Source organism: Labilibaculum sp., assembly GCF_963664555.1.
GTDB lineage: Bacteria > Bacteroidota > Bacteroidia > Bacteroidales > Marinifilaceae > Labilibaculum.
In genome coordinates, this window is sequence record NZ_OY761461.1 from 743,794 (window position 1) to 769,898 (window position 26,105).

General features: G+C 36.9%; 18 protein-coding genes. 10 read left to right on the forward strand and 8 right to left on the reverse strand.

Going from position 1 to position 26,105, the window contains the following annotated elements; translation table 11 throughout:
- Positions 1-111: 111 nt before the first annotated feature.
- Together ACKU4N_RS03125 and ACKU4N_RS03130 are read right to left on the reverse strand one after the other, a co-directional pair.
- A complete protein-coding gene (locus ACKU4N_RS03125; protein ID WP_321320490.1) occupies positions 112-3,063 on the reverse strand; it encodes a PKD domain-containing protein in 2,952 nt (983 codons plus the stop codon).
- A gap of 2 nt (positions 3,064-3,065) precedes the next feature.
- Positions 3,066-4,124: a right-handed parallel beta-helix repeat-containing protein gene (locus ACKU4N_RS03130; RefSeq protein WP_156196949.1), complete on the reverse strand. Its 1,059-nt coding sequence runs from the start codon at positions 4,122-4,124 to the stop codon at positions 3,066-3,068.
- Between the two features lie 294 nt (positions 4,125-4,418).
- On the opposite strand from ACKU4N_RS03130, the gene ACKU4N_RS03135 reads away from it, so the two are divergent.
- Positions 4,419-7,307: a sensor histidine kinase gene (locus ACKU4N_RS03135; protein WP_321320494.1), complete on the forward strand. Its 2,889-nt coding sequence runs from the start codon at positions 4,419-4,421 to the stop codon at positions 7,305-7,307.
- Positions 7,308-7,313: 6 nt separating this feature from the next.
- Complete coding sequence (locus tag ACKU4N_RS03140; protein WP_124993929.1) at positions 7,314-8,153, forward strand: LytR/AlgR family response regulator transcription factor; 840 nt, start codon at positions 7,314-7,316, stop codon at positions 8,151-8,153.
- Between the two features lie 19 nt (positions 8,154-8,172).
- Here ACKU4N_RS03140 and ACKU4N_RS03145 read toward each other — a convergent pair whose 3' ends face one another.
- The 4 genes from ACKU4N_RS03145 to miaB form a co-directional block, all read right to left on the reverse strand.
- Complete coding sequence (locus tag ACKU4N_RS03145) at positions 8,173-8,754, reverse strand: HutD/Ves family protein (RefSeq protein WP_321320498.1); 582 nt, start codon at positions 8,752-8,754, stop codon at positions 8,173-8,175.
- Between the two features lie 461 nt (positions 8,755-9,215).
- A complete protein-coding gene (locus tag ACKU4N_RS03150; protein WP_321320499.1) occupies positions 9,216-12,464 on the reverse strand; it encodes a S41 family peptidase in 3,249 nt (1,082 codons plus the stop codon).
- A 237-nt stretch (positions 12,465-12,701) separates the two neighbouring features.
- The gene (locus tag ACKU4N_RS03155) at positions 12,702-13,220 is read right to left on the reverse strand and encodes a GNAT family N-acetyltransferase (RefSeq protein WP_321320502.1); all 519 of its coding nucleotides are present in this window, start codon (positions 13,218-13,220) and stop codon (positions 12,702-12,704) included.
- A 103-nt stretch (positions 13,221-13,323) separates the two neighbouring features.
- A complete protein-coding gene (gene miaB / locus ACKU4N_RS03160; protein ID WP_321320504.1) occupies positions 13,324-14,655 on the reverse strand; it encodes a tRNA (N6-isopentenyl adenosine(37)-C2)-methylthiotransferase MiaB in 1,332 nt (443 codons plus the stop codon).
- Between the two features lie 431 nt (positions 14,656-15,086).
- Here miaB and ACKU4N_RS03165 point away from each other — a divergent pair, with 431 nt between their 5' ends.
- The 3 genes from ACKU4N_RS03165 to ACKU4N_RS03175 all read left to right on the forward strand — a co-directional run bounded on the left by ACKU4N_RS03165 (position 15,087) and on the right by ACKU4N_RS03175 (position 18,433).
- On the forward strand, positions 15,087-15,920 hold the full coding sequence (locus tag ACKU4N_RS03165) for a universal stress protein (RefSeq protein ID WP_321320506.1): 834 nt from the start codon (positions 15,087-15,089) through the stop codon (positions 15,918-15,920).
- Between the two features lie 76 nt (positions 15,921-15,996).
- On the forward strand, positions 15,997-16,509 hold the full coding sequence (locus tag ACKU4N_RS03170; protein ID WP_321320508.1) for a hypothetical protein: 513 nt from the start codon (positions 15,997-15,999) through the stop codon (positions 16,507-16,509).
- A gap of 22 nt (positions 16,510-16,531) precedes the next feature.
- Entirely contained in the window at positions 16,532-18,433 is a 1,902-nt protein-coding gene (locus ACKU4N_RS03175) for an amidophosphoribosyltransferase (protein ID WP_321320510.1), read from the forward strand.
- Between the two features lie 102 nt (positions 18,434-18,535).
- Here the strand turns inward: ACKU4N_RS03175 and ACKU4N_RS03180 are convergent, their stop codons facing one another.
- Together ACKU4N_RS03180 and ACKU4N_RS03185 are read right to left on the reverse strand one after the other, a co-directional pair.
- A complete protein-coding gene (locus ACKU4N_RS03180; RefSeq protein WP_321320511.1) occupies positions 18,536-19,513 on the reverse strand; it encodes a glycine N(alpha)-acyltransferase GlsB in 978 nt (325 codons plus the stop codon).
- Positions 19,514-19,665: 152 nt separating this feature from the next.
- Positions 19,666-20,502, reverse strand: a complete 837-nt coding sequence (locus ACKU4N_RS03185; RefSeq protein ID WP_321320514.1) for a lyso-glycine lipid O-acyltransferase GlsA — start codon at positions 20,500-20,502, stop codon at positions 19,666-19,668.
- Between the two features lie 207 nt (positions 20,503-20,709).
- Here ACKU4N_RS03185 and ACKU4N_RS03190 point away from each other — a divergent pair, with 207 nt between their 5' ends.
- From ACKU4N_RS03190 to ACKU4N_RS03210, 5 genes are read left to right on the forward strand one after another with little or no spacing between them, the layout of a single operon-like run.
- Positions 20,710-21,171 (forward strand): division/cell wall cluster transcriptional repressor MraZ, encoded by a 462-nt coding sequence (locus ACKU4N_RS03190; RefSeq protein ID WP_321320516.1) that lies wholly within the window; start codon positions 20,710-20,712, stop codon positions 21,169-21,171.
- Between the two features lie 57 nt (positions 21,172-21,228).
- Positions 21,229-22,134: a 16S rRNA (cytosine(1402)-N(4))-methyltransferase RsmH gene (rsmH, locus tag ACKU4N_RS03195; protein ID WP_321320518.1), complete on the forward strand. Its 906-nt coding sequence runs from the start codon at positions 21,229-21,231 to the stop codon at positions 22,132-22,134.
- Between the two features lie 3 nt (positions 22,135-22,137).
- Positions 22,138-22,518, forward strand: a complete 381-nt coding sequence (locus ACKU4N_RS03200) for an FtsL-like putative cell division protein (RefSeq protein WP_321320520.1) — start codon at positions 22,138-22,140, stop codon at positions 22,516-22,518.
- A complete protein-coding gene (locus ACKU4N_RS03205) occupies positions 22,518-24,635 on the forward strand; it encodes a PASTA domain-containing penicillin-binding protein (RefSeq protein ID WP_321320522.1) in 2,118 nt (705 codons plus the stop codon). The genes ACKU4N_RS03200 and ACKU4N_RS03205 overlap by 1 nt, the downstream gene beginning before the upstream one ends.
- 10 nt (positions 24,636-24,645) lie before the next feature.
- Positions 24,646-26,103 carry a UDP-N-acetylmuramoyl-L-alanyl-D-glutamate--2,6-diaminopimelate ligase gene (locus ACKU4N_RS03210; RefSeq protein ID WP_321320524.1) on the forward strand — a complete coding sequence of 486 codons (1,458 nt, stop codon included), beginning with the start codon at positions 24,646-24,648 and terminating at the stop codon, positions 26,101-26,103.
- Positions 26,104-26,105: the final 2 nt, after the last annotated feature.

A 26,105-nucleotide genomic window follows, 5' to 3' on the forward strand; every position in this document is an offset into this window, starting at 1 on the left:
GATACAGAATTTTTGTGAAGCCTTTGCTGTATGCAATTGAGATCGTAAATAAAAAGGGAACCCGTTACAAACAGATTCCCTTCCCTCTAACTAAAATGTACTTCTACTACATTATTGCTTAACAATTTTGAAGCTGACAGCTTCGTTTTGGTTGATAAAGTGAACAAAATACAATCCTGCCGGATAACTTGTCAAGTCTAGAGTGGTTGTTGGTTCCAGTTGTTTGTACAAGATTAGTTTTCCGGCTGAATCGAACAATTCTACCTGTATGTTGGTTGAGTAATTGAAATTTTCATGCAAATCGATCACCAACTTTCCTTTTGTTGGGTTCGGATAAATGGAGATGTTCTTTTTGATAAGCTCTTCAATTCCTACCAAAATGACTTCTACCTGTTCCGATATTTCTGATTTGCATCCATATTGATTCCAAACCTCTACGGAATAATTTCCATCCTGCGATGGCGAGAATTCCTGATTGGTGGTTCCATTCTGCACCTCGTTGTTTCTGTACCATTGGTATTCAGTTGCAGATGTAGAAGACAGAATGCCGTTATTGTAAGTTGCGACAGGAATTTGCGGTAAGTCATGAACGGTTATCAATACCTGATCGGCAGCCGAACAGCCATTGCTGTTTTCTACACGAAGAGTGCAGGTGCCGGTTGAACCGATTTCATGCGCATTTGTGCCTTCCACGTCGTTCCAAAAGTAGTGAGCGTAGGCATCCGAAACCGTAAAAGTATGAGTTTCACCGTCGCAAAGATCAATATCGTCGCCCAAATTAATATCCGGACTTTCCTTAAAAGTTAGGCTCACCATGTCTGTTGCTTCGCAACCATTGGCATCAATCACTTTCAAGGTGTAATCTCCTTCAGCGGAAGCGATTAATTCATTGATGCCTTCTGTGTTGTTCCAGAAATACTGCGCAAAATTGTCTGCGGCACTAAAAGTATGCTCGCTGCCTTGGCAGATTTGCACATCAGCGCCCAAATCAACTGTTGGAGCAGTATGGAAAGAAAGATTCGCTATATCAGTAGCTTCGCAACCATTTGCATCAATTACTTTCAGGGTGTAATCTCCTTCCGCGGAAGCGATCAATTCTTTTGTTCCTTCTGCATTGTTCCAGAAATACTGTGCGAAATTGTCCGCGGCACTAAAAGTGTGTTCGCTGCCTTCGCAGATTTGCACATCAGCACCCAAATCAACTGTTGGAGCAGTATGGAAGGAAAGATTTGCCACGTCAGTAGCTTCGCATCCATTTGCATCAATTACTTTCAGGGTGTAATCTCCTTCCGCGGAAGCGATCAATTCATTTGTTCCTTCTGCATTGTTCCAGAAATACAGCGCAAAGTTGTCCGCGACACTAAAAGTATGCTCGCCACCTTGGCAGATTTGTACATCAGCACCCAAATCAACCGATGGAGCAGTATGGAAGGAAAGATTTGCCACGTCAGTAGCTTCGCATCCGTTGTTGTCCACCACTTTTAGGGTGTAATCTCCTTCCGCCGAAGCGATCAATTCATTTGTTCCTTCTGCATTGTTCCAGAAATACTGCGCAAAATTATCGGCTGCACTAAAAGTGTGTTCGCTGCCTTCGCAGATTTGTACATCAGCACCCAAATCAATACTTGGAATTTCATGTATGCTAATAAAATCCGTTATGCTTGAAACATCTGATAAGGAATAGGTATCATTGGTTGTTGTTAATGATACGGTAAACGAACCAGCTGTATCGTATGTGTGCAGAGGATTTTCTTCGGTACTTGTATTTCCGTCGCCAAAATCCCAAAGATAAGTTTCTCCATCGCTTGAGTTGTTGGTAAACTGAACAGTCATTGAACCGCAGTTTTCTGTTTTATCGGCGGTGAAATTAGCAACAACCCGAGCTAACCTATTAATTGTATCCGTAGTTGCAACGCTCCATTGTTTGGTGTCATCAAGGAATTGAAAATGAATGAGCTGATTGTCTCCAATGGGAAGCTGATCGAGATGAATGGATTCTGACAAGGTGAATGGAGTAATCGATTCATTTAAATCAACCTGATTGATACTTGTTACATCATCATTGAACCAATATCGGTACGAAGTGATTTTTCGGGCAATGATTCCGGAATTGCTGCCATATTTTCGAATAAAAGATGTTGCAGGAACGCTCCATTGATTCGAATCATCTTTAAAGCGCATGTGTATGGAATGAAAGCCACTTGCCAGCAGTTTGGTATCCAAAACCTGATTGATTACAGCAGTATCGGCTAAAGGCAAAGATGAGGCAATTCGATTGTTGAAATCATCATCCATCCAGTATTCAAAACCATTAATTTTTCGTACGATACTTTCTGTTCCAATTTCGTATTTTCTGAAGAAAGAAGTTACCGGAGTGCTCCATTGCTTTGAATCATCACGAAAACGAAAGTGTATGGAATGAAATCCGGTTGCTAAGGTTTTTGTATCCATCACCTGATTCAGATTGGCGATGCCGGTAACAGGAATTGCCGAAGCATGTCTGTCTGCGAAATTATCATCCATCCAGTATTCAAAACCATTAATTTTCCGAACGATACTTTCTGTTCCAATTTCGTATTTTCGAAAGAATGATGTTACCGGAGTACTCCATTGCTTTGAATCATCGCGAAAGCGAAAATGAATGGAATGAAATCCTGCAGCCAAACTTTTTGTATCCATCACCTGATTGAGATTGGCGATGTTTGTCAGAGGAATGGCTGAGACGATCCGACTAGCGAAATCATCGTCTATCCAATATTCAAACTTCGAAATATTGCGGGTGACCGCAACTGTTCCGTCAGGATATTTCCTGAAAAAATCAGTTACTGGTACAGACCATCTTTTGGAATCATCTCTGAACCTGAAATGGACAGAGTGAAAACCATCGGATAGGCCGGTAGTGATTGTATTATTGCTTAATTCAAGTGTTGCAACTCCCGTTTCTGTGACTGATATCCGAGATGTAAAATTATCATCGAACCAGTATTCATACTTGTCAATGTTTTGGGAGTAAAGAGTATGCGTAATTGAAAAAAGCAATAGTAATAGAATTACTTTTTTCATATTTATCTGTTTTGAGCTGAGATTTTGAATTGAATTGGAAGATCGCCATCGGTATTGGTTGTTCTTGATATGGTTTTTTCTTCAATTAATGGAATAACAGGTGCACAATTATCTTTGTAAGGGGTTGGATTATCTAAATTGTCTTTGGTTCCGTAAATTCCGATTTGAGTTCCATCGTCTCCGTTAATTGCATCGTAAGGGGTCAGTAAATGCAAATCAAAATCGTAAGCGTAGATGGTTGTTGTTCCATCCCAGCTTGTAAAAACAGATGCTCCGTTTGATGCTGCTACGATTTGATTACTGGTAAAAGTATTGTCGGCTATTGGGTTAGTTTGGTAATCGTAGTCGCTGATGATAAGATTTTTGTGCAGTGATATGTTGTTGCAGTTTCTGAGTAAATCTGCAGTGGTTGTTCCATTGTAATAAATAATATTACTTTCAAGAGTGCATTCAGCACAGTAATAACACAGGTAATTTACTGCACCATGTAAAAATATGTTGTTTGAGAATAATCCAAATTTTGCGTTTTGAACATATCCAGTGGAAATTATGTTTTTTTCGAAAATATAGGTCGTACAATTATTGATGTTGATATTGCCTCTGAAAATGCATTCCGAAACGATAAATGAAGATGAAAAAGTAATGGTTGTGGGTAAGGTAATGTTTCTCATGTTGCACCGGCTAATGGTATATCCTGTTAGATCTGAGGCATTGTAACCAGCCATATCGATATCATCGCAGTAAACACCTTCTATTTTGCCTTTTATGGCACCGGCTCTAACATAAATAGCACCCGAAACTTCTGTTATTCCTGTAGCTGCAGTAGTGCTTGGATGATGACCGGCGCCAAATATTGTGAGTTCTTTGTTAATGTGAAGATTTTCGATAAAGTTACCGGCTGAAATGTAAATGGTATCGCCGGCTGCGGATGCTGTTATGGCAGTACTGATTGTATTGTACATACTTGCAGTACCTTGGTGGTGAAGAATAACCCGTCTTTGAGCTTGTCCGGTAAAAACGATTGTAAAGAAAACAGTGATTAAGAGTAGAAGTTTTTTCATTTTTTTTTGAGTTTTAGATTTGTATTTTCTTTTAAAAGTACTTGGATTCAATGGCAAGTCACAGAAGAAAATAACAAGTGGTAATTTGCGGTAATAAGTGGGAGTTTTTTAAGAATCAGGCATATATATTCTGACAGTTTGTTTCCTTTGGATTGTCTTATTATTTACCACTTGTTACTCTATCTGCTCACTTGTTATCTATTGAATCATAATTCAGAATAGAATTCCTATCTTGGTATTTGTATTTAAAAACCCCTTATATCTAAACTCAAAATGAGGAGAATCTGTCTCATCATGTTCCTGATTTTTTTGACTCTTTCTGTGTTTGCACAGCAGCGTCCATATATCAATTATACAACTCATTCGGGTTTGCCTCAAATTCAGGTTCGTGCCATTCATCAAGATCATTTAGGGTATATTTGGGTGGGAACCAAGTCTGGTTTGGTGAAGTTCAATGGAGAAGAGTTTGAGAATTACCTGCCTAATAAAAGTATATATGAGATTGAAAGCGATTCGAAAGGACGGGTTTATGTAAAAACCTACGATCAGCTTTATCGGTTCGATGGCAGGGATATGCTGCTGTTAACAGGCTTCAAAAATCCTGCTGCGGTGATTATAGGGAATGAAGAGTATTGGATTTTAGCTGAAAATTGCCTTTTTCAATATCAAGATACATTAGAAATTAAGCGGTTTGTTCCGGATGTGAATTTTAAAGGAGTCATAAACTCGGTTGCATATGTAAAGGATAAAGCCAGGATGTATTTTACAATGCAGGATTTAAATCAAATCTATAGAATTGTAGATGGGGAAATCGAACGCGAAACTAAATTTGAAGGAGCTGTAAAACGAAAGGTTTTAGCTTTAAAGGGAGAGGTAATTGTTTTGGTGGAGGAAGAAAATGAGGACATCCATTATCTTAATCCGGTTGATAAGAGCAATTATTTTAGTGTTTACCGAACCAACAACCGGGTTGATAGTATCAAAATAAACCATTTGCCTGTAAAGAATTACCTTTATGTCAACGACTATTCTTTTTACCGTTTGGACAGTGTTACAAAATCCTTCACAAAATTTGATTTGGCTTTTATAAAAGCACCATATCCCGCCATTTTAGACCGGGACAATAATATTTGGGCTGGCTCCGACAATGGCTTGTATCAAATATTCAATGGACCCATATCCAATTTTCCCAGAAGCTTTATGAATGATTTCTGGACAATGATTAAAGGGGATGACGGTCATTTTTATGGTGCTGTATATAAAGATGCTTTGTATCGTTTGGACATGAAATCTCAAACCAAGGAGGAAATTCTTGCTCCGGGGCCATTCCACCGAAAGGAGACTGATTATTATTATGGTGCTTCGAAAGATAAAAAGGGTTTTCTGTATTTCCCAACGCATTACGGATTGGTGAAATACAACTACCAAAACACAAAGAAATTCGATACCGGAATTTCCTTGATCACGAAATACGATTCTGTTAGCAATCGAATTATATTCGGACAAATGAACGGACTTGGTTTTATCGATGAGAATGAAAATATTGAGATTCTGATTGATTCAAGCAAGCAGTTGGTTCCTTCGCATCCTAAAGCTATAGATTTTGATGAAGAGGGAAATATTTGGATTGGGACTAATGGTTGTCTCACCAAATACGACCGAAAAAAGAAATGTTTTTCAAAAATAGAAGGCGGTCCTAAGTATGGTGTTTTTTCTATCCATAAAGATGTAAAAGGAAATTTTTGGATGGGAGGGAAGGACGGTTTGTGGTTTTACAATTCACAAAATGAGGAATTTAGAAGAGTCGACGATGGAATCATCGAAAACAATATTGCCGGAATTATCTCGAAAAGTGATGAATTACTGATTGTTGGAACCTCTTTGGAGGTTTTTGCTATGGATTTGGCATTATTTTATTCCAAAGGAAATATCCGCATGAAGCTGTTCAATTTTCGAAATGGATTTTTGTCCGAGGAGGTTTGTCAGAATGGGTTTTTACTGGATAAAGATTTGTTGTACGTTCCTTCTACAACTTGCACTTCAGTTATTGATCTGCATAAAGTCAATTTTGATACTGATTTTTATGATGTGCGAATTACAAGCCTAAATGATAAGGGAATAATTTATTCAGATACAATCTCCAGATCAGAAATTTGTATGGAAAATGGTTGTAACGAATTGGATTTATCTTTTGAAGCAATTGGTTTTGGTTTGCCAACCAATCCGATGTTCAAATACAAGTTGGATGGTGTAGATAAAACTTGGAGCGATTGGACAAAAAAGAAGTATGCAAACTATCGGAATTTGGCTTCAGGAAACTATTGTTTTCATGTAATGGCGCGCCCAGGCGGAAATCCAAATGTAACAACACAAAAAGAGGATCATTTGCATCTTAAAATTTCGTTGCCTTTTTATAAGGAGCCTCGTTTTTATCAGCATACTTTAATTGGTTTTGTAATATTGGTGTTGATACTTGGTTTTTTTGTTCATTCCAGAATCCATATTAAAATGAAAATGTTGGATCGGGAACGAAAAATAAAATTTCTTGAAATTGCGACTTTGCAGGCACAATTAAATCCTCATTTTGTTTTTAATATTTTGTCGTCAGTACAGAATTTAATCAGTTTGCATAAGCCCGAAAAGGCCAACGAATACTTAATTAAGTTTTCAAGATTGATTCGTGCTTACATGGAGGCATCTATTAAATCATCAAAGGTTTTACTGGGAGCTTCGGTTAGCAGTGAAATTACGATTAAAGAGGAAGTGGATTTATTGCAGATGTATATTGAATTGGAACAGGTAAAACATAAAGAACGGAAGTTTGATTTTGAAATTAAATTGGATTCTGATGACCTCCAAAACAAAACAATTCCGCCAATGATTTTGCAGCCTTTGGTAGAAAATGCAATTAAACATGGTTTGGAGCCTGGTGAGAAAATTGGATTTCTGCAGATTCGCTTTTCAGATCGGGAAGATGGTGTGGAATGTATGATTCGGGATAATGGAATTGGACGGGAACGCTCTCAGCAAAATAAAAAGGATTCGATCAAATTGTATCAGTCCAGAGGATTGGAACTAATCAATAAAAAAATTGAAATTCTCAACGATCTGGATTATAAAATTAAGATTGAATACAAAGACCTTGATGAAGGAACAGAAGTAAGTGTGACATTTACTAATTAGCAGGTTATGCAAGAAGTTTATACAGCATTGGTAGTTGAGGATGTCGAAGATACATCAAACTACATCAAACAAAGAATTGAAAAATTGTGTCCTTTAATCAGAGACATTCAACAAGCATTTAGTATCGATGATGCCTATGAAAAGATTAAAGCGAATCATTTCGATATCATATTTCTGGATATTCAATTGCCTAAAGGAACGGGTTTTGATCTTTTGCGAATGCTTTCGGATGAAGGCAAAATAGACTTTGAAATCATTTTTATAACAGGCGAAAGTGCAAAAGAGTTTACCCTTAGAGCCATTAAATATTCGGCTCTCGATTTTCTTTACAAGCCTTTAGATGATACTGATTTAATACTTGCTGTAAACAAAGCAACGGAGAAACTGCGATCGCAGTATTTCAACCGGCAAATAAGCTTGCTTTTAGATCGGGTTGGGGACAGTAACATAAATAAAACCAATAAAATTGCTCTGCATCTGCACAATGGAATTGTTGAATTTGTGACTGTCGATGAAATTAAATACCTCGAGGCCGATGGTGTAATTGCCTACGTATTTTTAAGAAATGGGAATCGACTCACTACTACCAGAAATTTGGGTTACTATAAAGAGATGCTGATGATAGATTATAATTTCTATCCCATAAGCAATAGTTTATTAGTAAATCAAGATTATATTCTGCGTTACAATCATAAGGAACTGCAACTAACTCTTAATGATGGCACTGTTTTGTTTGCTTCAAAACGTTTTGGGAAAAGTTTTAAAGACACCTTTACTCAGCAAAATAATAACGGATCAAAAGTTTTGCGAAGTATTGCTCACCTGTGGAAACGAATGCTTGAGTAATATTTGAAAACCAGAAATCTTAAATAATGATTTTAGATATAATGATCTCGCTGTTCTCCATTCCGGTTAGTTGCAGGTTTGCGCTGCCAAATTGAGTAATCACCAGGAGGTTTCCTTGCTGCAGCTGATGAATTTTCTGATTTATAGTCAGACTAATTTCACCTGAGAAAATATATCCAATCAGGAAATCTGTTTCTTTTTCAAGAGGTAAATTTACAATTTGTTTCTTTTCAATAGAAAGAGCCTTGATTTCTCCTTTTGAAGTGCCGTGTGTCATCAAATTAAAATCGATGCATTTTCCAATCGATGAGGTTTTCCAATCTCCTTCAAAGCTGTCTGTATCGAATTTGCCAAGCTTTTTGCTGTAACGATTTTCGTGAATGATCTCAATCGCGCCATCTAAAATCATGATTTTTCGCGACACGCCGGGTAGGGAAGTGAAGTCTGATTCCTCAACTTCTACTGTAGCTGTGCTTAGTCTAAAATCAAAATCCCTTTGCTGGTAATCTGATGTTGGAGGATAAATGTATAGTTGAGTGCTTGTTCCGCCTGTCCAATTGATTGTATTAAAGTCTTTAGCCGTACTAATTTCGAAATTCATGTCGTGGATTGTGTTGTTGTTGTTGTTGTTTCTCAAAAATAGAAATAAAAAGCCGAAAATAGCAACGGCCCCTATTCCGTGTTATTTTCGGCAAATTATGTCTGTTCAGGTTTTGAAAAAAAGTAGGAGAACAGACCCCTATAATTCCGTTTGCCAGTAGGTTAATAAAAGCGTTCGGGAATATTTCTTGAAATTTAATGTTGTTAGTTTACAAAAACTATATCAGTAAAATGAGATCGAAACCCAATTCATTTGAGGTGATCAAAGGAGGGATGAGTTTCGTCTCATTTACACTCAATGTAGTTTTCAGAATATGTAGTTTTTAGTTGTTATCGTATTTAATACATTTTAAACCTGATTCCATTTGTGAACTGTTTGTTGCTTGCTGGAGGTCTTTTGCCTGCAGAACACTTCTTCCATCTGGAAGAAGTGTTTGATTGCAGGTTCATTGATTTCACAGACTATTTTTCATCAATTTCTTTTAATAAAGACTCAACTGCTTTTTTAAGTTGCTGATCATCACCTTTGGTTACAACTTCGTAGTCGTTGGTCACTTTAATATCCGGCTCTATTTGCTGATTTTCAATGTATTTTCCTTTGGTGTCTTTTACTCCAACCATTGGCATTCCAAAATACAGCGACTGATCCTGCAGAGTTTCCCACCACACAGCTGTCATTGTGCCGGGAACAGGCATTCCTACCAGTTTTCCAATTTTTAATGTTTTGTATACATATGGGAATGCGCAAGCGTCGGAATAATTACTCTCACTAATTAAAACAGCCGATGGCTTTTTCCACTTGGAAAGAGGTTCTGTTCCAAAATCCTGTCCTCTGGGTGAAAGGGTAGAGTAAACTTCGCCACTAAGCAGAGTTGCTAAATCGTCGTGCAGCCAGCCTCCGCCATTAAATCTGGTGTCAACAACAATCGCTTCGTAAGTACCATATTTTCCAAGTATTTCAGAATATACTTTTCGGTAGCTTGGCGAATCCATTCCTTTTACATGCACATATCCAATTCTTCCGTTCGATAAGCGCTCACATTCTTCCTGACGCTTTTTTACCCAACGTTCGTACAATAAAGTATTAATGCTCGAAACAGGTTTTACAGTTTCTTCCCATCGTTCTTTTGTGTAAGGATTGTAAAGAGATAAGAGTACTTTTTTATCAGCTTTGTGATTTAGTAAAGGATAATAACTCTCGTTTTTAGGAATCACATTTCCATCAATTTTTTCGATGATAGTTCCTGCTTTAATCTTTGAACCGGCTTGGTTAAGGGGGCCTTTTTCCAGTACTTCGGCAATTCGTAAACCATCACCTTCGTAATTCCAATCAAAGAATGCGCCTAATTCGGCTGTTTGATCAGGATTTTTTGATCCGGCCCGATAACCTGAACCTGTATGAGAAGCATTTAGCTCGCCCAACAACTCACTTAGCATTTCTGCAAAATCGTGATTGTTATTGATATATGGTAAAAATCGTTTGTATTCATTTTTGTAAAATTCCCAGTCTATATGATGCATTTCAGGATCATAAAATTTTCTTAACATGGTGCGCCAAACGTGTTCAAAAAGATATTCTCTTTCTTTGGCTTTGTCCAAATACATCTCAGCAGTGTAGCTAATGTCTTTTCGTTTGTTTGTAGCAACATCCACTTTAATGATGCTGTTGCCTGACATTAAAAATAGATTCTTTGCTTCCTTGTCGAACTGCATAGCGCCGCCACCGCCTTTTAAGTCAAGAATTTTTTTCGTTTCCTTCTCTTCCAAATCGTTTACCCAAAGATCGTATCCACCTTCGAATTTGCTTAGGTAAAATAATTTTTTTCCATCAGGAGTCAGAATTGCATCAGAAAGTTTGGAAGGATTGATTGTTAAACAAATCTGACGATCTTCCATTCCTGAAAATTCAATGTTTAAATCTTCAACTTTGTCTTTGTCTTTTTTGTTCTTCTTATCCTTTTTCTTGTCTTTGTCATCGCCCTTATCTTCCTCTTTCTTATCTTTTTCAGCTTCTTCTTTTAATTCTTTTTCTTCCTTTGAAAGTTTAAAATCATCAAATGCTTTCTGATTGAAGAATTGAACGTAAACATCTGATTGAGAGCCCCAGCTTCCATGACTTCGATAACCTCGTTTGTCGGTAAACCAAATCATTGCATTTCCTTTTAATGACCATTTGGCATCAGAATCGCTGTAGCCGCTTTCAGTAAGGTTAATCACCTTCTGATTTCCCTGAGCATCAACCATTGCTGCGTCAGGCATAAAAATAGTATGAGGATAAATATTAACCAAAAACCATTTGCCATCAGGCGACCAGTCGTAATGCTGATCTCCGTCGGAATAAGAGTAGTTCCATTTTTTGCCTAGTATCGTTCTAACTTTTTTTGATTCTAAGTTGATTACTTTAAGGATAACGCGATCTTCAAGAAAAGCAATTTCTTTGCCGTCAGGAGAATATTTTGGTTGAAAGGTTTCTGCATCAATTTCCAAAACTGCTTCTTCTTTTAAAATGGTAGAATTGGCAAACTGAGTTTCATCTTCCCGGGTCATTTTGGTTTGGTACAGATTCCAGCTGCCATTTCTTTCCGAAGCATATAACAAAGCTTTCCCATCAGGACTAAAGCTTACCGAGCGTTCCTGTTCCGGACTGTTGGTAATACGTTTTGTAGTTCCGTATTCAACAGAAGTCACAAAAACTTCCCCACGTACAATGAAAGCAACTTCTTTTCCGTTCGGAGAAACGCTCATTTCAGTAGCGCCACTGCTAAGTTTTTCAAAGCTCACTTCATTTTCTTTGCTGTCAATAGCGATGGCTACGCTTAGTTTTACAGGAGCTTTTCCCTCTTCCTGAGTGTAAATTTCACCATTCCAGGAATAACAAAGCTTGTTGCTGTCAGAAATACTTAAGAACCGAACAGGATGTTTTTCGAATGTACTGATTTGAGTCAGTTGAGTTTTATCTTTCACAGGAGCTTTCCAAACATTAAAACTGCCTGATTTTTCTGTCAGATAGTAAATCTCATCATTGGATGCATTAAATACCGGATACAAATCCTCACCTTCAAATGTTGAGAACATACTGTGCTTTTTATTTGCAACATCATACAACCAAATGTCTCTGGTAACTGCCGAGGTATGATGCTTTCTCCAATGATCTTCATATCCTTTGCTGTCGCGGTACAATATGTACTCCCTATTTTTACTGTACTTCGCATCCAATGCCGGCGAAGTAAGTATTTGTGAAACTTTGCCGCCATTTACTGGTACACTGTACAATTCAGGAAGTACGCCCGATGGAAACATCGCATTTTTGAAATCATCACTAATTGTTGAAGAAAATAGAATGTTTTGTCCGTCTGGTGTAAAACTCGATGGTGTTTCTCCTTTTGAATTAAATGTAATTCTGTTTGGAGCTCCTCCTTCAACAGGTATTGTGAATATGTCAAAATTCCCATATCGGTCAGACGCAAATGCAATAGTTTTGCTGTCGGGAGACCAAACAGGTTGGTAGTCGTATGATTGGTTGCTGGTTAGTGCCGTAGCATTGCCACCTTCCGAAGAAATGGTGAATAAATCGCCGCCATATTCAAAAACGATTGTTTGACCATCGGGAGAGATTGACGGATACCTCAACCATTGAGGGTTATCCATGCCAAGAAGACTTTGTGCAAGAGCAATTAAAAATGTGGTGATGAAAAACAACTTTTTAATCATGTTTTGTCGAATTTGTGTTAAAAATTAGGACATAGGTTGTTCCGTGAACAATAATATTAATTCGATGTTTGTATCATAATTTGTACCAAAGCTAATAAGCTGTTGATTGTGTGTGTAGTTGTGCTGAAAGTGTTGTGCTGCAGATAATTATTATTGTTCGGATGTGAACAAAATGCTGTTCGATTTCGGACTACTTGTTTGTAGTTTAATCAATATATACTTTCGAAATGGCAAAATTTACAGGTCGTTAAATTCCTTTGGATATTCAACACATCCGGAAACAGTTTTCAGAGCATATTTTTCCAATTCAAGTGCCATAAAAACTTCATCCGAAACTTCAAAATGGCATGAGATTTTGAAGTTGGAAGCTGGAATGAAATTAAATTTGGAATAAAATTCAGTGTGACCTAATACAATTACAGATTTGTGCCTCATTTTTTTTGCCTTCGCCAATCCATTTTCTATCAATTGAGAACCAATTCCCAATCCCTGCAATTCAGGTATTACCGACATAGGTGCCAAGGCTAAAGATTCAAAGCTATTGTTGTCGGATTTAATTTCGATTGGAAAGAATAAAATATGACCAACTATTTCATTTCCCATACAGGCAACTAACGAAAGATCCTTGATGAACTTTTTGTTTTTTCGAAGCTTTTCAACCAATAATCCTTCAGCTTCCTGACCAAATGCCATGTCATTAATCATGGATATAGTTTTGTAATCGTTCTTGTTTTCGGGTCGAATCTGAATTTTCATCGTAGTAAGGTTTTGATGCAGGCTGGCTGGTAAAAATACAAAAAAAAAAATCCAACACAACGGAATTATTCAGTTGTGTTGGATTTTAAAATGTGTGTTCAAATTAAACTGCTTCTCCTACCAGAGTTGCTTTGGTGCATTCGTTAACAATAACATTTGCGAAATCACCAACTTGGTAGTTCTTTTTTGGAAAAACAATCACTTTGTTTTGCGAAGTTCTTCCATATACATCCTGTTCAGATCTTTTGGAAATTCCTTCAATCAAAACTTCGAAAACTTTTCCAATGTCACTTTGATTATTTTCCAGCGAAATCTGATTTTGCAGATCAATCATCTCTTCCAGTCTTCTTTGCTTTACTTCTTCGGGAACGTTGTCTTCTAAATTTTTGTAAGCAAATGTACCCGGACGTTCTGAATATTTAAACATGTAGGCTAAGTCAAATTTCGCCCATTTCATTAATTCAATGGTTTGATTAAAATCTTCTTCGCTTTCATTATGGAATCCGCAAAAAATGTCGGAGGAAATCCCGCATCCGGGTATGATTCTTCGGATGGCTTCAATTCTGTCTTTATACCATTCCTGAGTATATTTTCTTCGCATGTCTTTCAAAACAGAATCACTTCCTGATTGCACCGGCAGGTGAATAAACTTACAGATGTTATCATGCTTGGCGATGATTTTTAATGTATCATCACTCATGTCTTTAGGATGTGATGTTGCGAATCTGATTCTCATTGTAGGAACGGAAACAGCAACCATATCTAAAAGCTCAGGAAAGCTGACTTCGGAAACGGAGTTCTTGAAGGCGAATGAATTTACATTTTGGCCTAAGAGAGTAACTTCTTTGTATCCTTTTTCAGCCAAATCTTTAACTTCTTTTAATATACTTTCCGGGTTTCGGCTGCGTTCACGTCCTCTTGTGTAGGGAACAATGCAGTAGGTGCAGAAATTATTGCAGCCTCTCATGATAGAAACAAAACCAGATATGGAGGTTTCATCAATTCTCGAAGGACAAATATCTTTGTATGTTTCGGTAAGGGAAAGTTCGATATTGATTGCTTTTTCTCCATTTTCCGCTTTTTTCACCAGAAGAGGAAGATCCATATACGCATCAGGTCCAACAACAATATTTACATTTTTTTCCTGATCAAAAAGTTTTTCCCCGAGTCGCTCAGCCATGCAGCCAATTACACCAACTAATAGTTTTGGGTTCTTTTTCTTTAACTCGCTAAAACCTTGAACTCTTCCTCGAACTCTGGTTTCTGCATTTTCGCGAACCGAACAAGTATTTACTAAAATTACATCAGCTTCTTCGCGGTTTTTTGTAATGGTAAAACCATCATGCTCCATTATCGAAGCTACAACTTCACTATCAGCAACATTCATTTGGCAACCATAAGTCTCCAAAAATAATTTTTTGTTGTTATTGCTCATTTCTGTATTTCCCTTATTATAAATTTTGTGCAAAGTTATATTATCTCAACTGAATGGCAAGGAAAGGAGAGGTGATTTAGAATGGGTAAAGAATAATGGATGGGGTTTTGGAATTTGGGGTTTATGCTTATGATTATTCATTGGGTGGTTTTTAGTTGATTAATATGTACTTTTAGTAAGAGAGCAAAACGATTTTCATCAATATTTAAGGAATGCGGATTTAAGTTTATATTGGCGTGGTAATTGTGTTTGTTGCTAAATAATTTTGTGTATTTTTATCCCGTAAATCAAGGGTTCGGGAAGAGCTTGATTTAGAGTGGGTTTGTGAAAAATCGATCTCTTTTAAGACCTGTTTGGATGGTAGATCGTTCAATTTATTAGGAATAGTTCTTGTGTTACGGTTGTAAAGTGTTAATGTAAAAGTAAACATCATGAAGCGTATTTTAGTTCCAGTTGATTTTTCTGGTGATTCTCTCAAGGCATTGAGGTTTGGTATTTATTTGTCAAATAAATTGGATTGTCATCTTAGGATGATTCATGTGCAGAAGTCTGAGAAATTCGAAATTCCTTTTCATTTCGAGGAATTGAAAAATGAAATAATTCATACCGTACAAGAATATTTTGAGAAATTGATTGAGCTTCATTCTGCTGACTATTGTGTTAGGAATGGAGTTTTTGATTTTAAAATAAGAACAGGAAGTGTTTATCGTGAAATCGTAAATCAAGCAAAATACGGCGATGCATATATGATTCTTATGGGAGCTTACGGAGCTTCGGGTTTCGAAGAGTTTTTTATTGGAAGCAATGCTGTTAAAGTCGTTACCAATGCTACTTGTCCTGTTATAACAGTGCAAAAGGAATTCGTTAAGGGGCAATTGAAAACAATTGTAATGCCTATTGATGCAAGTACTGAAACAAGAAAGAAAATTCCATTTGTGTCTGAAATTGCTTCCCGATGTAATGCGAAGGTTCATATTTTGGGTGTTCATGAAACTTCAGATACCAATGTGATTGGGAAGATTGAACATTATATGAGACAAGCAGAAGACTACTTAAAGGATGGGAATATTGATTATGTAAAAAGTATTCGCAGAGGCGATAATAATACTTTCTCTACTCTTGATTATGCTCGTGAAGTAGACGCGGATTTAATTGCAATTATGACAGAGCAAGCTGAAAGTTCTATTAATATGTTTTTTGGATCCTACGCTCAACAAATGATAAATCGTTCTGAAATTCCAATACTATCTGTTCCTAACGATTAAATTAATGAATCTGGCAGCTGGTTAATAGCAGATAATGCATCTTCTGTTTTAAGTAGCTGCTGACAAACAATGAAAAATGCAGTACGTTAAAATAGTATTCCTATCTATCTTTATTTTTTTAAGTGTCTCTTCAAATGCACAATTTGTTGAAAATATGCATTCTGGTGGCGAACAAATAGTAGATTCGCTGGGGCGTGTTAAGCTCATTCAGGATGATCGAATCAAAGAGTTGCTTGATACAGATAAAATGATTAGTTCAAGAAATCCTGGTTTTTCAGGATATAGAATTCAGATTTTTTCAGGTAGAAGTACCGATCGTGAAAAAGCATTTAAGATTAAGGAAGAATTTAAAGAGCTGTTTCCTGAAGAAAGGGCTTATGTAGTATATAAGGCTCCTGATTTTAGGGTTAGTGTTGGTAATTTTCGAAGTAAAATAGAATCAATCGAGCTTTACAAAGCTTGTTTAAAGTCTTTTCCAAACTGTTATCCGGTTAAGGCTTATATTTTATTTTCAGATCTACTGCCAAACGAGCAAGATCTTGAAGAGCTTATTCTTGATGAAGAGGATAAACAACAAAATGCAAACTAAATAACCATTTAAGAAGTTAATAATGAGTGACCAACTAAAGCACGAGTGCGGGATAGCAATGATTCGATTGCTAAAACCTCTTGAGTACTATCAGGAAAAATACGGATCGTGGAGATATGGTATTCAAAAGCTCTATCTGTTGATGGAAAAACAACACAACAGAGGCCAGGAAGGTGCTGGAGCTGTTGGGTTGAAATTGGACATGCCTCCAGGGAACAAATACATTCATCGTGAGCGTTCATGCAGCGATCAACCAATAAAAGATGTTTTTGATGGTGTGTATAAGGAACTTGCGGCTGCTGAAGCGAAAGATCCTGAGAAATTTAATGATCCTGTTTGGGCCAAAGCAAATTTACCTTTCGCAGGAGAATTGTATTTGGGACATTTACGATATGGAACCTTTGGACGAAACAGTATTGATTTTGTTCATCCTGTAATGAGAGAAAATAACTGGAAGTCGAGAAATCTGGTGCTGGCCGGAAATTTTAATCTGACTAATGTTGATGAGCTTTTTGATTTGTTGGTTGGTTTGGGGCAACACCCTAAGAATTACACTGATACGGTTACAATTCTTGAGAAGGTTGGGCATTATTTAGACGAAGAAAATCAAATGTTGTTCCGTCAGTATAAAAATGATGGTTTATCGAATCAGGAGATATCTCCTCAAATTGAAAAGAATATAGATATACAACAGGTTCTTTCGAGTGCTAGTAGAGATTGGGATGGAGGATATGCAATTGCAGGTATGTTTGGCCATGGCGATTCTTTTGTGATGAGAGATCCTTGGGGAATTCGTCCGGCATTTTATTATCATGATGATGAGATTGTTGTAGTTGCTTCGGAAAGACCGGTTATTCAAACGGCTTTAAATGTTAGGGCAAATACAATTAAAGAAATTGCTCCGGGAAATGCTGTTATTGTTCGTAAAAATGGTGATGTTGCCGAGGTTCCGGTGCGTGTTGCTCAAAAAAGAAGATCTTGTTCTTTCGAAAGAATTTATTTTTCAAGGGGGAGCGATAAGGATATTTATAAGGAAAGAAAGAAGCTTGGGCAATTATTGACTCCTGCTATCTTGGAGTCTGTTAATCATGATATAAAAAACACAGTTTTTTCATTCATTCCAAATACTGCTGAAACCGCATTCTATGGTATGATGGAAGGTGTCCGACATCATTTAATGGAGCAGAAAAAACAACAGATTCATGATTTGAATGGAAGTTGGACTGAAGAAAAACTTCAGGAGATTATTTCTGTTGAGCCCAGAGTAGAGAAAATTGCTATCAAGGATGCGAAAATGAGAACCTTTATATCCAATGATGAAGGACGTGACGATTTGGTGGGACATGTTTATGATGTTACTTACGGGATTGTTAAGAATCAAGAGGATAATCTGGTTGTTATTGATGATTCTATTGTAAGGGGGACAACTTTAAAGCAAAGTATACTTCGAATTTTAGATCGTCTTCATCCAAAGAAGATTGTAATTGTTTCTTCAGCTCCTCAAATCCGTTATCCTGATTGTTATGGAATAGATATGACACGAATGGGTGAATTTATTGCCTTTAATGCTGCTATTGCAATGCTAAAAGAGCGTGGTTTGGAAGCTGTTATTGAAAAAACGTACAAGAAGTGTAAAGCTCAGGAAAATCTACCCAAAGAAGAGGTGGTTAACTTTGTTAAAGAAATTTACAAGCCTTTTACTGCGGAAGAAATATCGGATAAGATTGCGGTATTATTAACTCCGGAAGTAATGGATGCTGAGGTTAAGATTGTTTATCAGACAGTTGAAAATCTTCACGTTGCTTGTCCTGAGAATACAGGTGATTGGTATTTTACAGGAAACTATCCTACACCCGGAGGAAATAAAGTTGTGAATACTTCTTTTATTAATTATTGTGAAGGAAATGATAGACGGGCTTACTAAAATGAGTTCGATATAGAATTGAAACCCGTCTTGTGAAAGGCGGGTTTTTTTTTGTTCGGATATGTCATAAAAAAAGCATTCTGAAAAGAATGCTTTTTGAGATTATTTTTTTTTGAAAATATTCAGTTTTGTTTTTGGAAGCCTGATGTGCAGTAACGAAAGATAGGAAGATGTGTGCCGGTCTTTTTTGTTCTCGTAAACATCAGCAATTGTAATCATGATACCTGTTTCTTCAACATCTCCAAAATGTTTGTTTATCGCTGTTCCAAAGCATTTCATTGTAGGGGATAATCCCATGTAAGCATTAATGAGTGGAGGAACATTTTCTCCATTTTTACGAACATTTTGTGATAGAACTTTGTAGTTCTCCTCAAAAGTATCTTTGCAAAAATCTTTTTCCAACTGCTCCGTGTCCATATTGGTTATAAGAGGAGTTGTAGGAGTGGCAAGTTTGTCCGGATCATTAAACATCTTGTTCATGAAATACAGGATGTGATTTCGGGCATCTCTGTTGTAATCAGGATACATAGTTACTTTGCCAAAGAAATATTTAATCTCAGGATAATCAACAATTAAAGCACCTAAGCCATCCCATAAATTATCAAGCGCATATAAACTTTTACGGCCTTTTCTGATCGATTGGTATTCCGGTTGTACAAACGACCGCCCCAATTCGATCATGTGAGGCATATAGTTCTTTTTAAATTCATCCGAAAAATTAAACAATCTGGAAGTTGCAAGATAGATTTCACCGTTTTCATCTTTAGGAGCCTCACTGCATAAAATGTAACGGTATCCGCCAAGAATTTCTTTAGCTTTAGGATCCCAAACAATTAACTGATGATATGGTTTTTCATCCAGATCAAAATCATCAATATCAATATCTTTACCTGTGCCTCCTCCAGCTTTACGGAAAGTAATTTCACGTAACCGGCCAACTTCTCTCATTAAATTAGGAGAATCATGATGAGTGAAGCAATAGATTTCATTCGATCCCTTGTTGGTTTTGCGTACAAATCTTTCTTCAGTCAGTTCTTTCTCAAGCTCCTCTCGTGGTACAGGGGGAATAATTTCTTTCATCAGTCAGTGTATTGATTCCTTTACAAGAATAATTATTATTTTGGTTTTCTTTTACTTGAAAATATTTTTCAAAAATACTTACATTATCGATAATAATGAATAGTGCCGTGGCTAATATTTGATAAAACGAATAGAATCTTAGGGATAAGGATTTATTGATTCACTAAATTGTATGTTTCCTCTTTCATTTTTTCAGCCCACTTGTCATACGACATACTTTTGTCAAAGGTTTGGTGTGATACAGGCTTACCTATGCAAATCGTGAAGTTTTTCCCTTTCTGCTTAAACAGCTCATTTGGCAAATATAACATTTCCAAATTGGATTTTAAACCCAGAAACTTCCTAAGGTTGGCCAGATTGTAGAAAAAATTAGAGTTTCTTCCGCTAATATGAATAGGTACTATATCGCGTTTGTATTTTTTCGCTTTCAAAATAAAACTTTTTTTCCACTCTAAATCTTTAATTCTCCCTTTTTGTTTTCGGGAAACTAAGCCTGCCGGAAAGGTGAGTATTGTCGCTTCCGATTGGTAGGCTTCTACTATTGTTTTTGCAGCTTCTTTGGCTTGTCCTCCATGTTTGTTTATGGGCACAAAAACATCTGATAAGTTTTTGATATTCATTAGGATGTCGTTAACCAGAAATTTGATTTTCGGAAAATGTTTGCCGAAAATGCTGATTAAAATAATCCCGTCAGGGCCACCTAATGGATGATTGGAAGCGAAAATATATCTGCCGTCTTTTTTGATGTTTTCAAGACCTTTGATTTCAAAAGTAATTTGAAGTTCTTCCAAAACACTATCCGCAAATTCAATGCCTTGTTTTTGATAGTTTTTTGCTAAGAAATTATTGAGCTCATCCTGATGGATGATTCTTTTAAGGTAGCGGATTATAAAGTTTGGGAGTAGTTTTGAAATTCTTTCGCTTTTGCTCGCAAAAACCTTCTCTATGTCAATTTTTAAATAGCTCTCAGGAGTGTTTTCTTTCTGCATGAAAATCTTAAATCGTTTAATGTTGTTGGCAAATATCGTAATTTTCTTGCTTTGTTTTTCAAAGATTTATAACTATCTCAATATAATTGAGTGATAATTAGTTGGCCAGCCTGTGAAAAGTTATTAACAAAACCATAAAAGTGGGAGTATGTGGTTGAAAGTGGGTAAATTTTTCTCTAATTTTACAATTGTAAATTATTTTCCCCAATGGTAACATTTATAGGTGATTATCCTTGTAGGTTGGATTCAAAAGGCCGTGTTCTGCTGCCTTCTGCTTTTCGGAAGCTCCTAAATGGGGGTTCTGAAAATCGTTGTGTCCTAAGGAGAAATCTTTATGAAAAATGTTTAGACCTGTACTCCATTTCTGAATGGGACAAGCAAACTGAAATGGTTCGAGCAAAGGTGAATCCTTTTAATAAGAAGCATGCAGGATTTTTGCGGGAGTTTTTTAGAGGTACAGCAGAGGTTTTAATTGATGGAAATGGACGGATTTTAATTCCTAAGAAATTTTTTGACTTTGCGGGATTTTCAAAAGATGTAACCTTGGCCGGACAAGATGGGAAAATCGAAATATGGGATACTGAAACTTACGAAAAATCAGCTCTTGGACAGGATGGATTCAGTACTTTGGCTGATGAGATTTTGGGAGGTGATTTAAATAACGGGTAATCGTTGAGTATGAGTATTTAGAGTTGTTCCTTTGTGTTTCAATTAAAAGATAAAAAAATGAGTACATACCATATTCCAGTTTTACTAGGAGAGAGTATTGAAGGGTTGAATATAAAGCCAGATGGAATCTATGTGGATCTTACTTTTGGTGGCGGAGGTCATTCAAGAGAGATTTTAAAGCATCTTACAACAGGTAAATTGATTGGTTTTGATCAGGATGTGGATGCGGAAGAAAATGTACCAAAAGACGATCGGTTCATATTTGTCCGTCACAATTTTAGGTATTTCAAGAATTTCATGAAATATTTAGGTTACTCTAAAGTGGATGGGATTTTAGCCGATTTGGGTGTTTCTTCTCATGAGTTTGATGTAGCCGAACGTGGTTTTTCTTTTCGTTTTGATGGTGATCTTGATATGAGAATGAATCAGGATTCAAATTTTACTGCAGCTGATTTGTTGAATGAGTACAGTGTTGAGGATTTGTTTCGAATCTTTAAGTTTTACGGAGAGGTTAAAAATCCAGGCAAGCTTGCACGGTTAATTGATAATCAAAGAAAAGAAACGCCGTTTACTACCATTCAGCATTTTAAGGAGGTGATTGCTCCTTGTACGCCTAAGTTTAAAGAGCATAAATATTTGGCTCAGGTATTCCAGGCCATTAGGATAGAGGTGAATCAGGAAATGGATGTTTTGAAGGAAATGTTATTGCAGTCTGCGGAAATGTTAAAACCAGATGGAAGATTGGTGGTGATCACTTATCATTCTCTGGAGGATAGATTAGTGAAGAATTTTATTCGGGATGGAAAATTTGAAGGCAATGCAGAAAAAGATTTCTTTGGGAATGTGCAAACGCCGCTAACAGCTATTAATCGAAAGGTAATTCTTCCGACTGAAAAAGAGATTGAGCTAAATGGAAGAGCGCGAAGTGCTAAACTTCGAATTGCTCAGCCTAAATCATTATAAGGGATGTTTAAATTTCGAAAAAAATACAACGATTTCATTAAGCCTAGTGAAGAACTAAAAGAGACATCTTCAGGTTCGGTCAAGGATTTTATTGATGGAAGTATTTTAACGAAAACGGAAGTGGTACAACAGTTGCCTTTTATCATTTTCTTAGTCGTATTGGGAATTTTTTATATCAGCAACAGGTATCGTTCTGAAAGAGTTTATCGTGATATGGTAGGTTTGGAGCAGGAATTAAAGGAGCTAAGGTTTGAGTCGATAACAACAGCTTCTGATTTGATGTATATGAGCAAGCAATCGGAAGTTGTAAAGAGAGTGGAAAATGAAGGTCTTGAGTTGATTGAAGCAACCGAGCCTCCCATTAAAATATATTTAGAGAAGTAGTGCCGATAAAAAAGGATATCATATGGCGGGTAGGGGCGATCTACACTTTAGTGATTATTTTTGCAATACTCATTGTTGGTAGAGTGGTAGCCTTGCAATTGTTCGAAGGAGATAAATGGCGAAGTAAAGCTCAGTCTCTTTCGCAACGGGATGTGATTGTTTCGGCCAATCGTGGAGATATTTGTGCTGCTGACGGACGGCTTTTAGCCAGTTCATTGCCTTATTATCAATTGCGAATGGATTTTCGCGCTTCCGGATTGACAGATTCTCTTTTTCGTGCTGATGTTGATTCTTTGGCACTTTGTTTGTCTCGCTTTTTTCAGGATAAATCTGCCAGGGATTACAGAAATATGCTTTGGAAAGCGAAGTACCGGACCAAGTCGAACCGGTATTTTTTAATTCACCGAAAGAAAATTAATTACATCGGACTTAAAAAAATCAAGACCTTTCCTATTTTTCGTTTGGGGCAGAATAAAGGTGGATTAATTTGTGAACAGGAAAACCGACGCATACAGCCTCACTTAAATTTGGCGAATAGAACCATAGGATATTTGTTGGAAGGGGAACAAAATCAGCAGATTGGTAAGGTCGGTATCGAAGGTGCTTTTGAAAGTGATTTAAAAGGAGTTGATGGCATTAGTATCATTCAAAAAATGTCGGGCAGATGGTTGCCTGTAAATATGGTAGAGCCCAAGGATGGGAACGACTTGATTACTACCATTGATGTTAATTATCAAGATGTTGCACAGTCAGCTTTGGAGCAACAGCTTATAAAATACAACGCACATCATGGTTCTGTGATTTTGATGGAGGTAAAAACAGGAGCGGTTAAAGCAATAGCCAATTTGGGTTTCGATGAAGAATCTCAATCTTACAGGGAAGATTATAATTATGCTATTGGAGAGGCTACGGAGCCCGGTTCAACGTTTAAGTTGGCATCAATAATGGCTTTGTTTGAGGATGGATACGTTGGCCCAATGGATTCTGTGGATACAGGGAATGGCGTATATAGCTACTACAAAGAAAAAATGCGTGATTCGCATGAAGGAGGATATGGAAAAATAACGGTTCAGGAAGCTTTTGAAAAATCATCGAACGTGGGGATTTCGAAATTGGTGAACGATAATTATAAAAACAAACCTCGATCATTCATTAACCGACTTTACGAGTTTCGATTGAATGAATCACTGGGGCTTGATATTAAAGGAGAAGGCATTCCAAGTATCAAATATCCTGATGATCCATCGTGGTCGGGAGTTTCTTTGCCTTGGATGTCGATTGGGTATGCCGTTCAGCAAACACCTTTGCAGACTCTTACATTTTATAATGCGATAGCGAATAACGGTAAGATGATGAAACCCCGATTCGTAAAGGAATTGAGGTATCATGGCGATGTGATTCGAACTTTTGATAAAGAAGTCTTGAAATCTAAAATTTGTTCAGGAGAAACACTTAAAAATGTGAAAAATATGTTGGAAGGTGTTGTTTTAAGAGGAACGGCCAGAAATCTTCGGAACGCAAATTATACTATTGCTGGAAAGACTGGTACTGCGCAAATAGCGGATAAAAATAAAGGCTATAAGGTTAAAGTGTATCAGGCCTCATTTGTTGGGTATTTTCCAGCTGATGATCCAATGTATTCGTGTATTGTTGTGATTAACCGACCAAATAAAACTAAAGGATTCTATGGAAATCAGGTTGCTGGTCCGGTTTTTAAAACAATAGCAGATAAAGTGTATGCAATGAGCTATTCGATGCATCCCATTAAACCGGATGATGCAAGTTTGGAACCAAAGGTGCCGGTTTCATTGAATGGGTATAAAAATGATCTGGACAAAGTGTTTGATGAATTAAATATTGAAATAGCGAATAAAGATATTCAGTCGGAATGGGTGATGACTTCCAGAAAAGACTCAATTATTGAATACAAATATAGAACAGTTAAGAAATTTATGGTTCCGAATGTGAAAGGAATGGGCGTTCAGGATGCACTGTATATATTAGAGAATGCAGGACTTAAGGTTCGGGTAACGGGTTTGGGATCTGTGTCCAGACAATCCATACAACCAGGAGCCTATTTTAATAAAGGAGATCATATTACAATCGATTTATCTTAAAATGTGACAGATGGGAATAAATATAAATGAACTGTTTGGTTCGGTAAATATACAAAGTATAAAGGGACGCAGGGATGTAGAAGTGAATGAGATTCATTTTGATTCCAGAAGGGTGAAACACGGCGATTTGTTCGTTGCATGCAGGGGTACCATGTCGGATGGCCATGATTTTATAGATGCGGCAGTTGAAATGGGAGCAAAGGTGGTTGTGTGTGAAGAGTTACCGGATAGCAGTACTTCTGAAACAACCTTTATAGTGGTTGAAGACTCTTCTGCTGCGCTTTCGCAGATAGCGCATAATTTTTACAACAAACCAACAGAGAATATACAATTGGTTGGTGTTACCGGAACAAATGGGAAGACTACAATTGCTACACTTCTTTATGATTTGTTTCGAAAACTTGGCTATAAAGTTGGCTTGTTGTCGACAGTGTGTAATTATGTGAATGAAAGAGAAATTAAGGCAACTCATACTACCCCGGACGCTTTGCAGTTAAATGCTTTGCTGGCGGAAATGGTTGAGGCTGGATGTGAATATTGTTTTATGGAAGTTAGTTCGCATGCTATCGATCAAAAACGGGTTGGAGCATTGAATTATAAGGGCGGAATTTTTACAAATATTACACACGATCATCTCGATTATCACAAAACATTCGATGCTTATTTAAAAGTGAAAAAAGCTTTTTTTGATCAGTTGGGGAAGAAATCATTTGCCATTACAAATGCCGATGATAAAAATGGAAAGCTGATGCTCCAAAATATGAAAGGGCATAAGTTCACTTATTCAACACGATCGTTTGCTGATTATCGTTGTCAGATTTTAGAAAAGCACTTTACAGGAATGCTTCTGGAAATGGATGGAGCAGAGATATGGACTAATTTTATTGGTGAATTTAATGCTCATAATTTATTGGCCGTTTATGGTACGGCCCGTCTGTTAAATCAAGACAAAGATGAGGTGTTACGAGGAATCAGTGAGCTGAAATCTGTTGATGGCAGATTTGAAAGTATAATTTCTGAAGATGGTATTATGGCGATTGTGGATTATGCTCATACACCGGATGCCTTGAAAAATGTCTTGGAAACAATTGATGCTTTAAGAACGGGAAATGAGCAGGTAATAACAGTTGTTGGTGCCGGAGGCGATAGAGATAAAACCAAAAGACCATTAATGGCAAAAATTAGTGCCGAATTAAGCGATAAGGTAATTCTGACATCGGATAATCCAAGATCGGAAGATCCTGATCAGATTATTAAAGATATGAAGGAAGGAGTGACTGCAAATAATACTAGAAAAGTGCTCGCGATTACTGACAGAAAAGAAGCTATTCGAACAGCCTGTATGTTAGCGAAAAAGGATGATATTATTTTGGTCGCAGGGAAAGGTCATGAAGATTATCAGGAGATAAAAGGAATTAAGCATCATTTTGATGATAAGGAAATAATCAAAGAAATTTTTAAGCTGTAGTT

Coding starts and splice junctions, on each gene's coding strand:
- ACKU4N_RS03125 (WP_321320490.1), bottom strand. CDS start 3,063: ATGAAAAAAGTAATTCTATTACTATTGCTTTTTTCAATTACGCATACT.
- ACKU4N_RS03130 (WP_156196949.1), bottom strand. CDS start 4,124: ATGAAAAAACTTCTACTCTTAATCACTGTTTTCTTTACAATCGTTTTT.
- ACKU4N_RS03135 (WP_321320494.1), top strand. CDS start 4,419: ATGTTCCTGATTTTTTTGACTCTTTCTGTGTTTGCACAGCAGCGTCCA.
- ACKU4N_RS03140 (WP_124993929.1), top strand. CDS start 7,314: ATGCAAGAAGTTTATACAGCATTGGTAGTTGAGGATGTCGAAGATACA.
- ACKU4N_RS03145 (WP_321320498.1), bottom strand. CDS start 8,754: ATGAATTTCGAAATTAGTACGGCTAAAGACTTTAATACAATCAATTGG.
- ACKU4N_RS03150 (WP_321320499.1), bottom strand. CDS start 12,464: ATGATTAAAAAGTTGTTTTTCATCACCACATTTTTAATTGCTCTTGCA.
- ACKU4N_RS03155 (WP_321320502.1), bottom strand. CDS start 13,220: ATGAAAATTCAGATTCGACCCGAAAACAAGAACGATTACAAAACTATA.
- miaB (WP_321320504.1), bottom strand. CDS start 14,655: ATGAGCAATAACAACAAAAAATTATTTTTGGAGACTTATGGTTGCCAA.
- ACKU4N_RS03165 (WP_321320506.1), top strand. CDS start 15,087: ATGAAGCGTATTTTAGTTCCAGTTGATTTTTCTGGTGATTCTCTCAAG.
- ACKU4N_RS03170 (WP_321320508.1), top strand. CDS start 15,997: ATGCAGTACGTTAAAATAGTATTCCTATCTATCTTTATTTTTTTAAGT.
- ACKU4N_RS03175 (WP_321320510.1), top strand. CDS start 16,532: ATGAGTGACCAACTAAAGCACGAGTGCGGGATAGCAATGATTCGATTG.
- ACKU4N_RS03180 (WP_321320511.1), bottom strand. CDS start 19,513: ATGAAAGAAATTATTCCCCCTGTACCACGAGAGGAGCTTGAGAAAGAA.
- ACKU4N_RS03185 (WP_321320514.1), bottom strand. CDS start 20,502: ATGCAGAAAGAAAACACTCCTGAGAGCTATTTAAAAATTGACATAGAG.
- ACKU4N_RS03190 (WP_321320516.1), top strand. CDS start 20,710: ATGGTAACATTTATAGGTGATTATCCTTGTAGGTTGGATTCAAAAGGC.
- rsmH (WP_321320518.1), top strand. CDS start 21,229: ATGAGTACATACCATATTCCAGTTTTACTAGGAGAGAGTATTGAAGGG.
- ACKU4N_RS03200 (WP_321320520.1), top strand. CDS start 22,138: ATGTTTAAATTTCGAAAAAAATACAACGATTTCATTAAGCCTAGTGAA.
- ACKU4N_RS03210 (WP_321320524.1), top strand. CDS start 24,646: ATGGGAATAAATATAAATGAACTGTTTGGTTCGGTAAATATACAAAGT.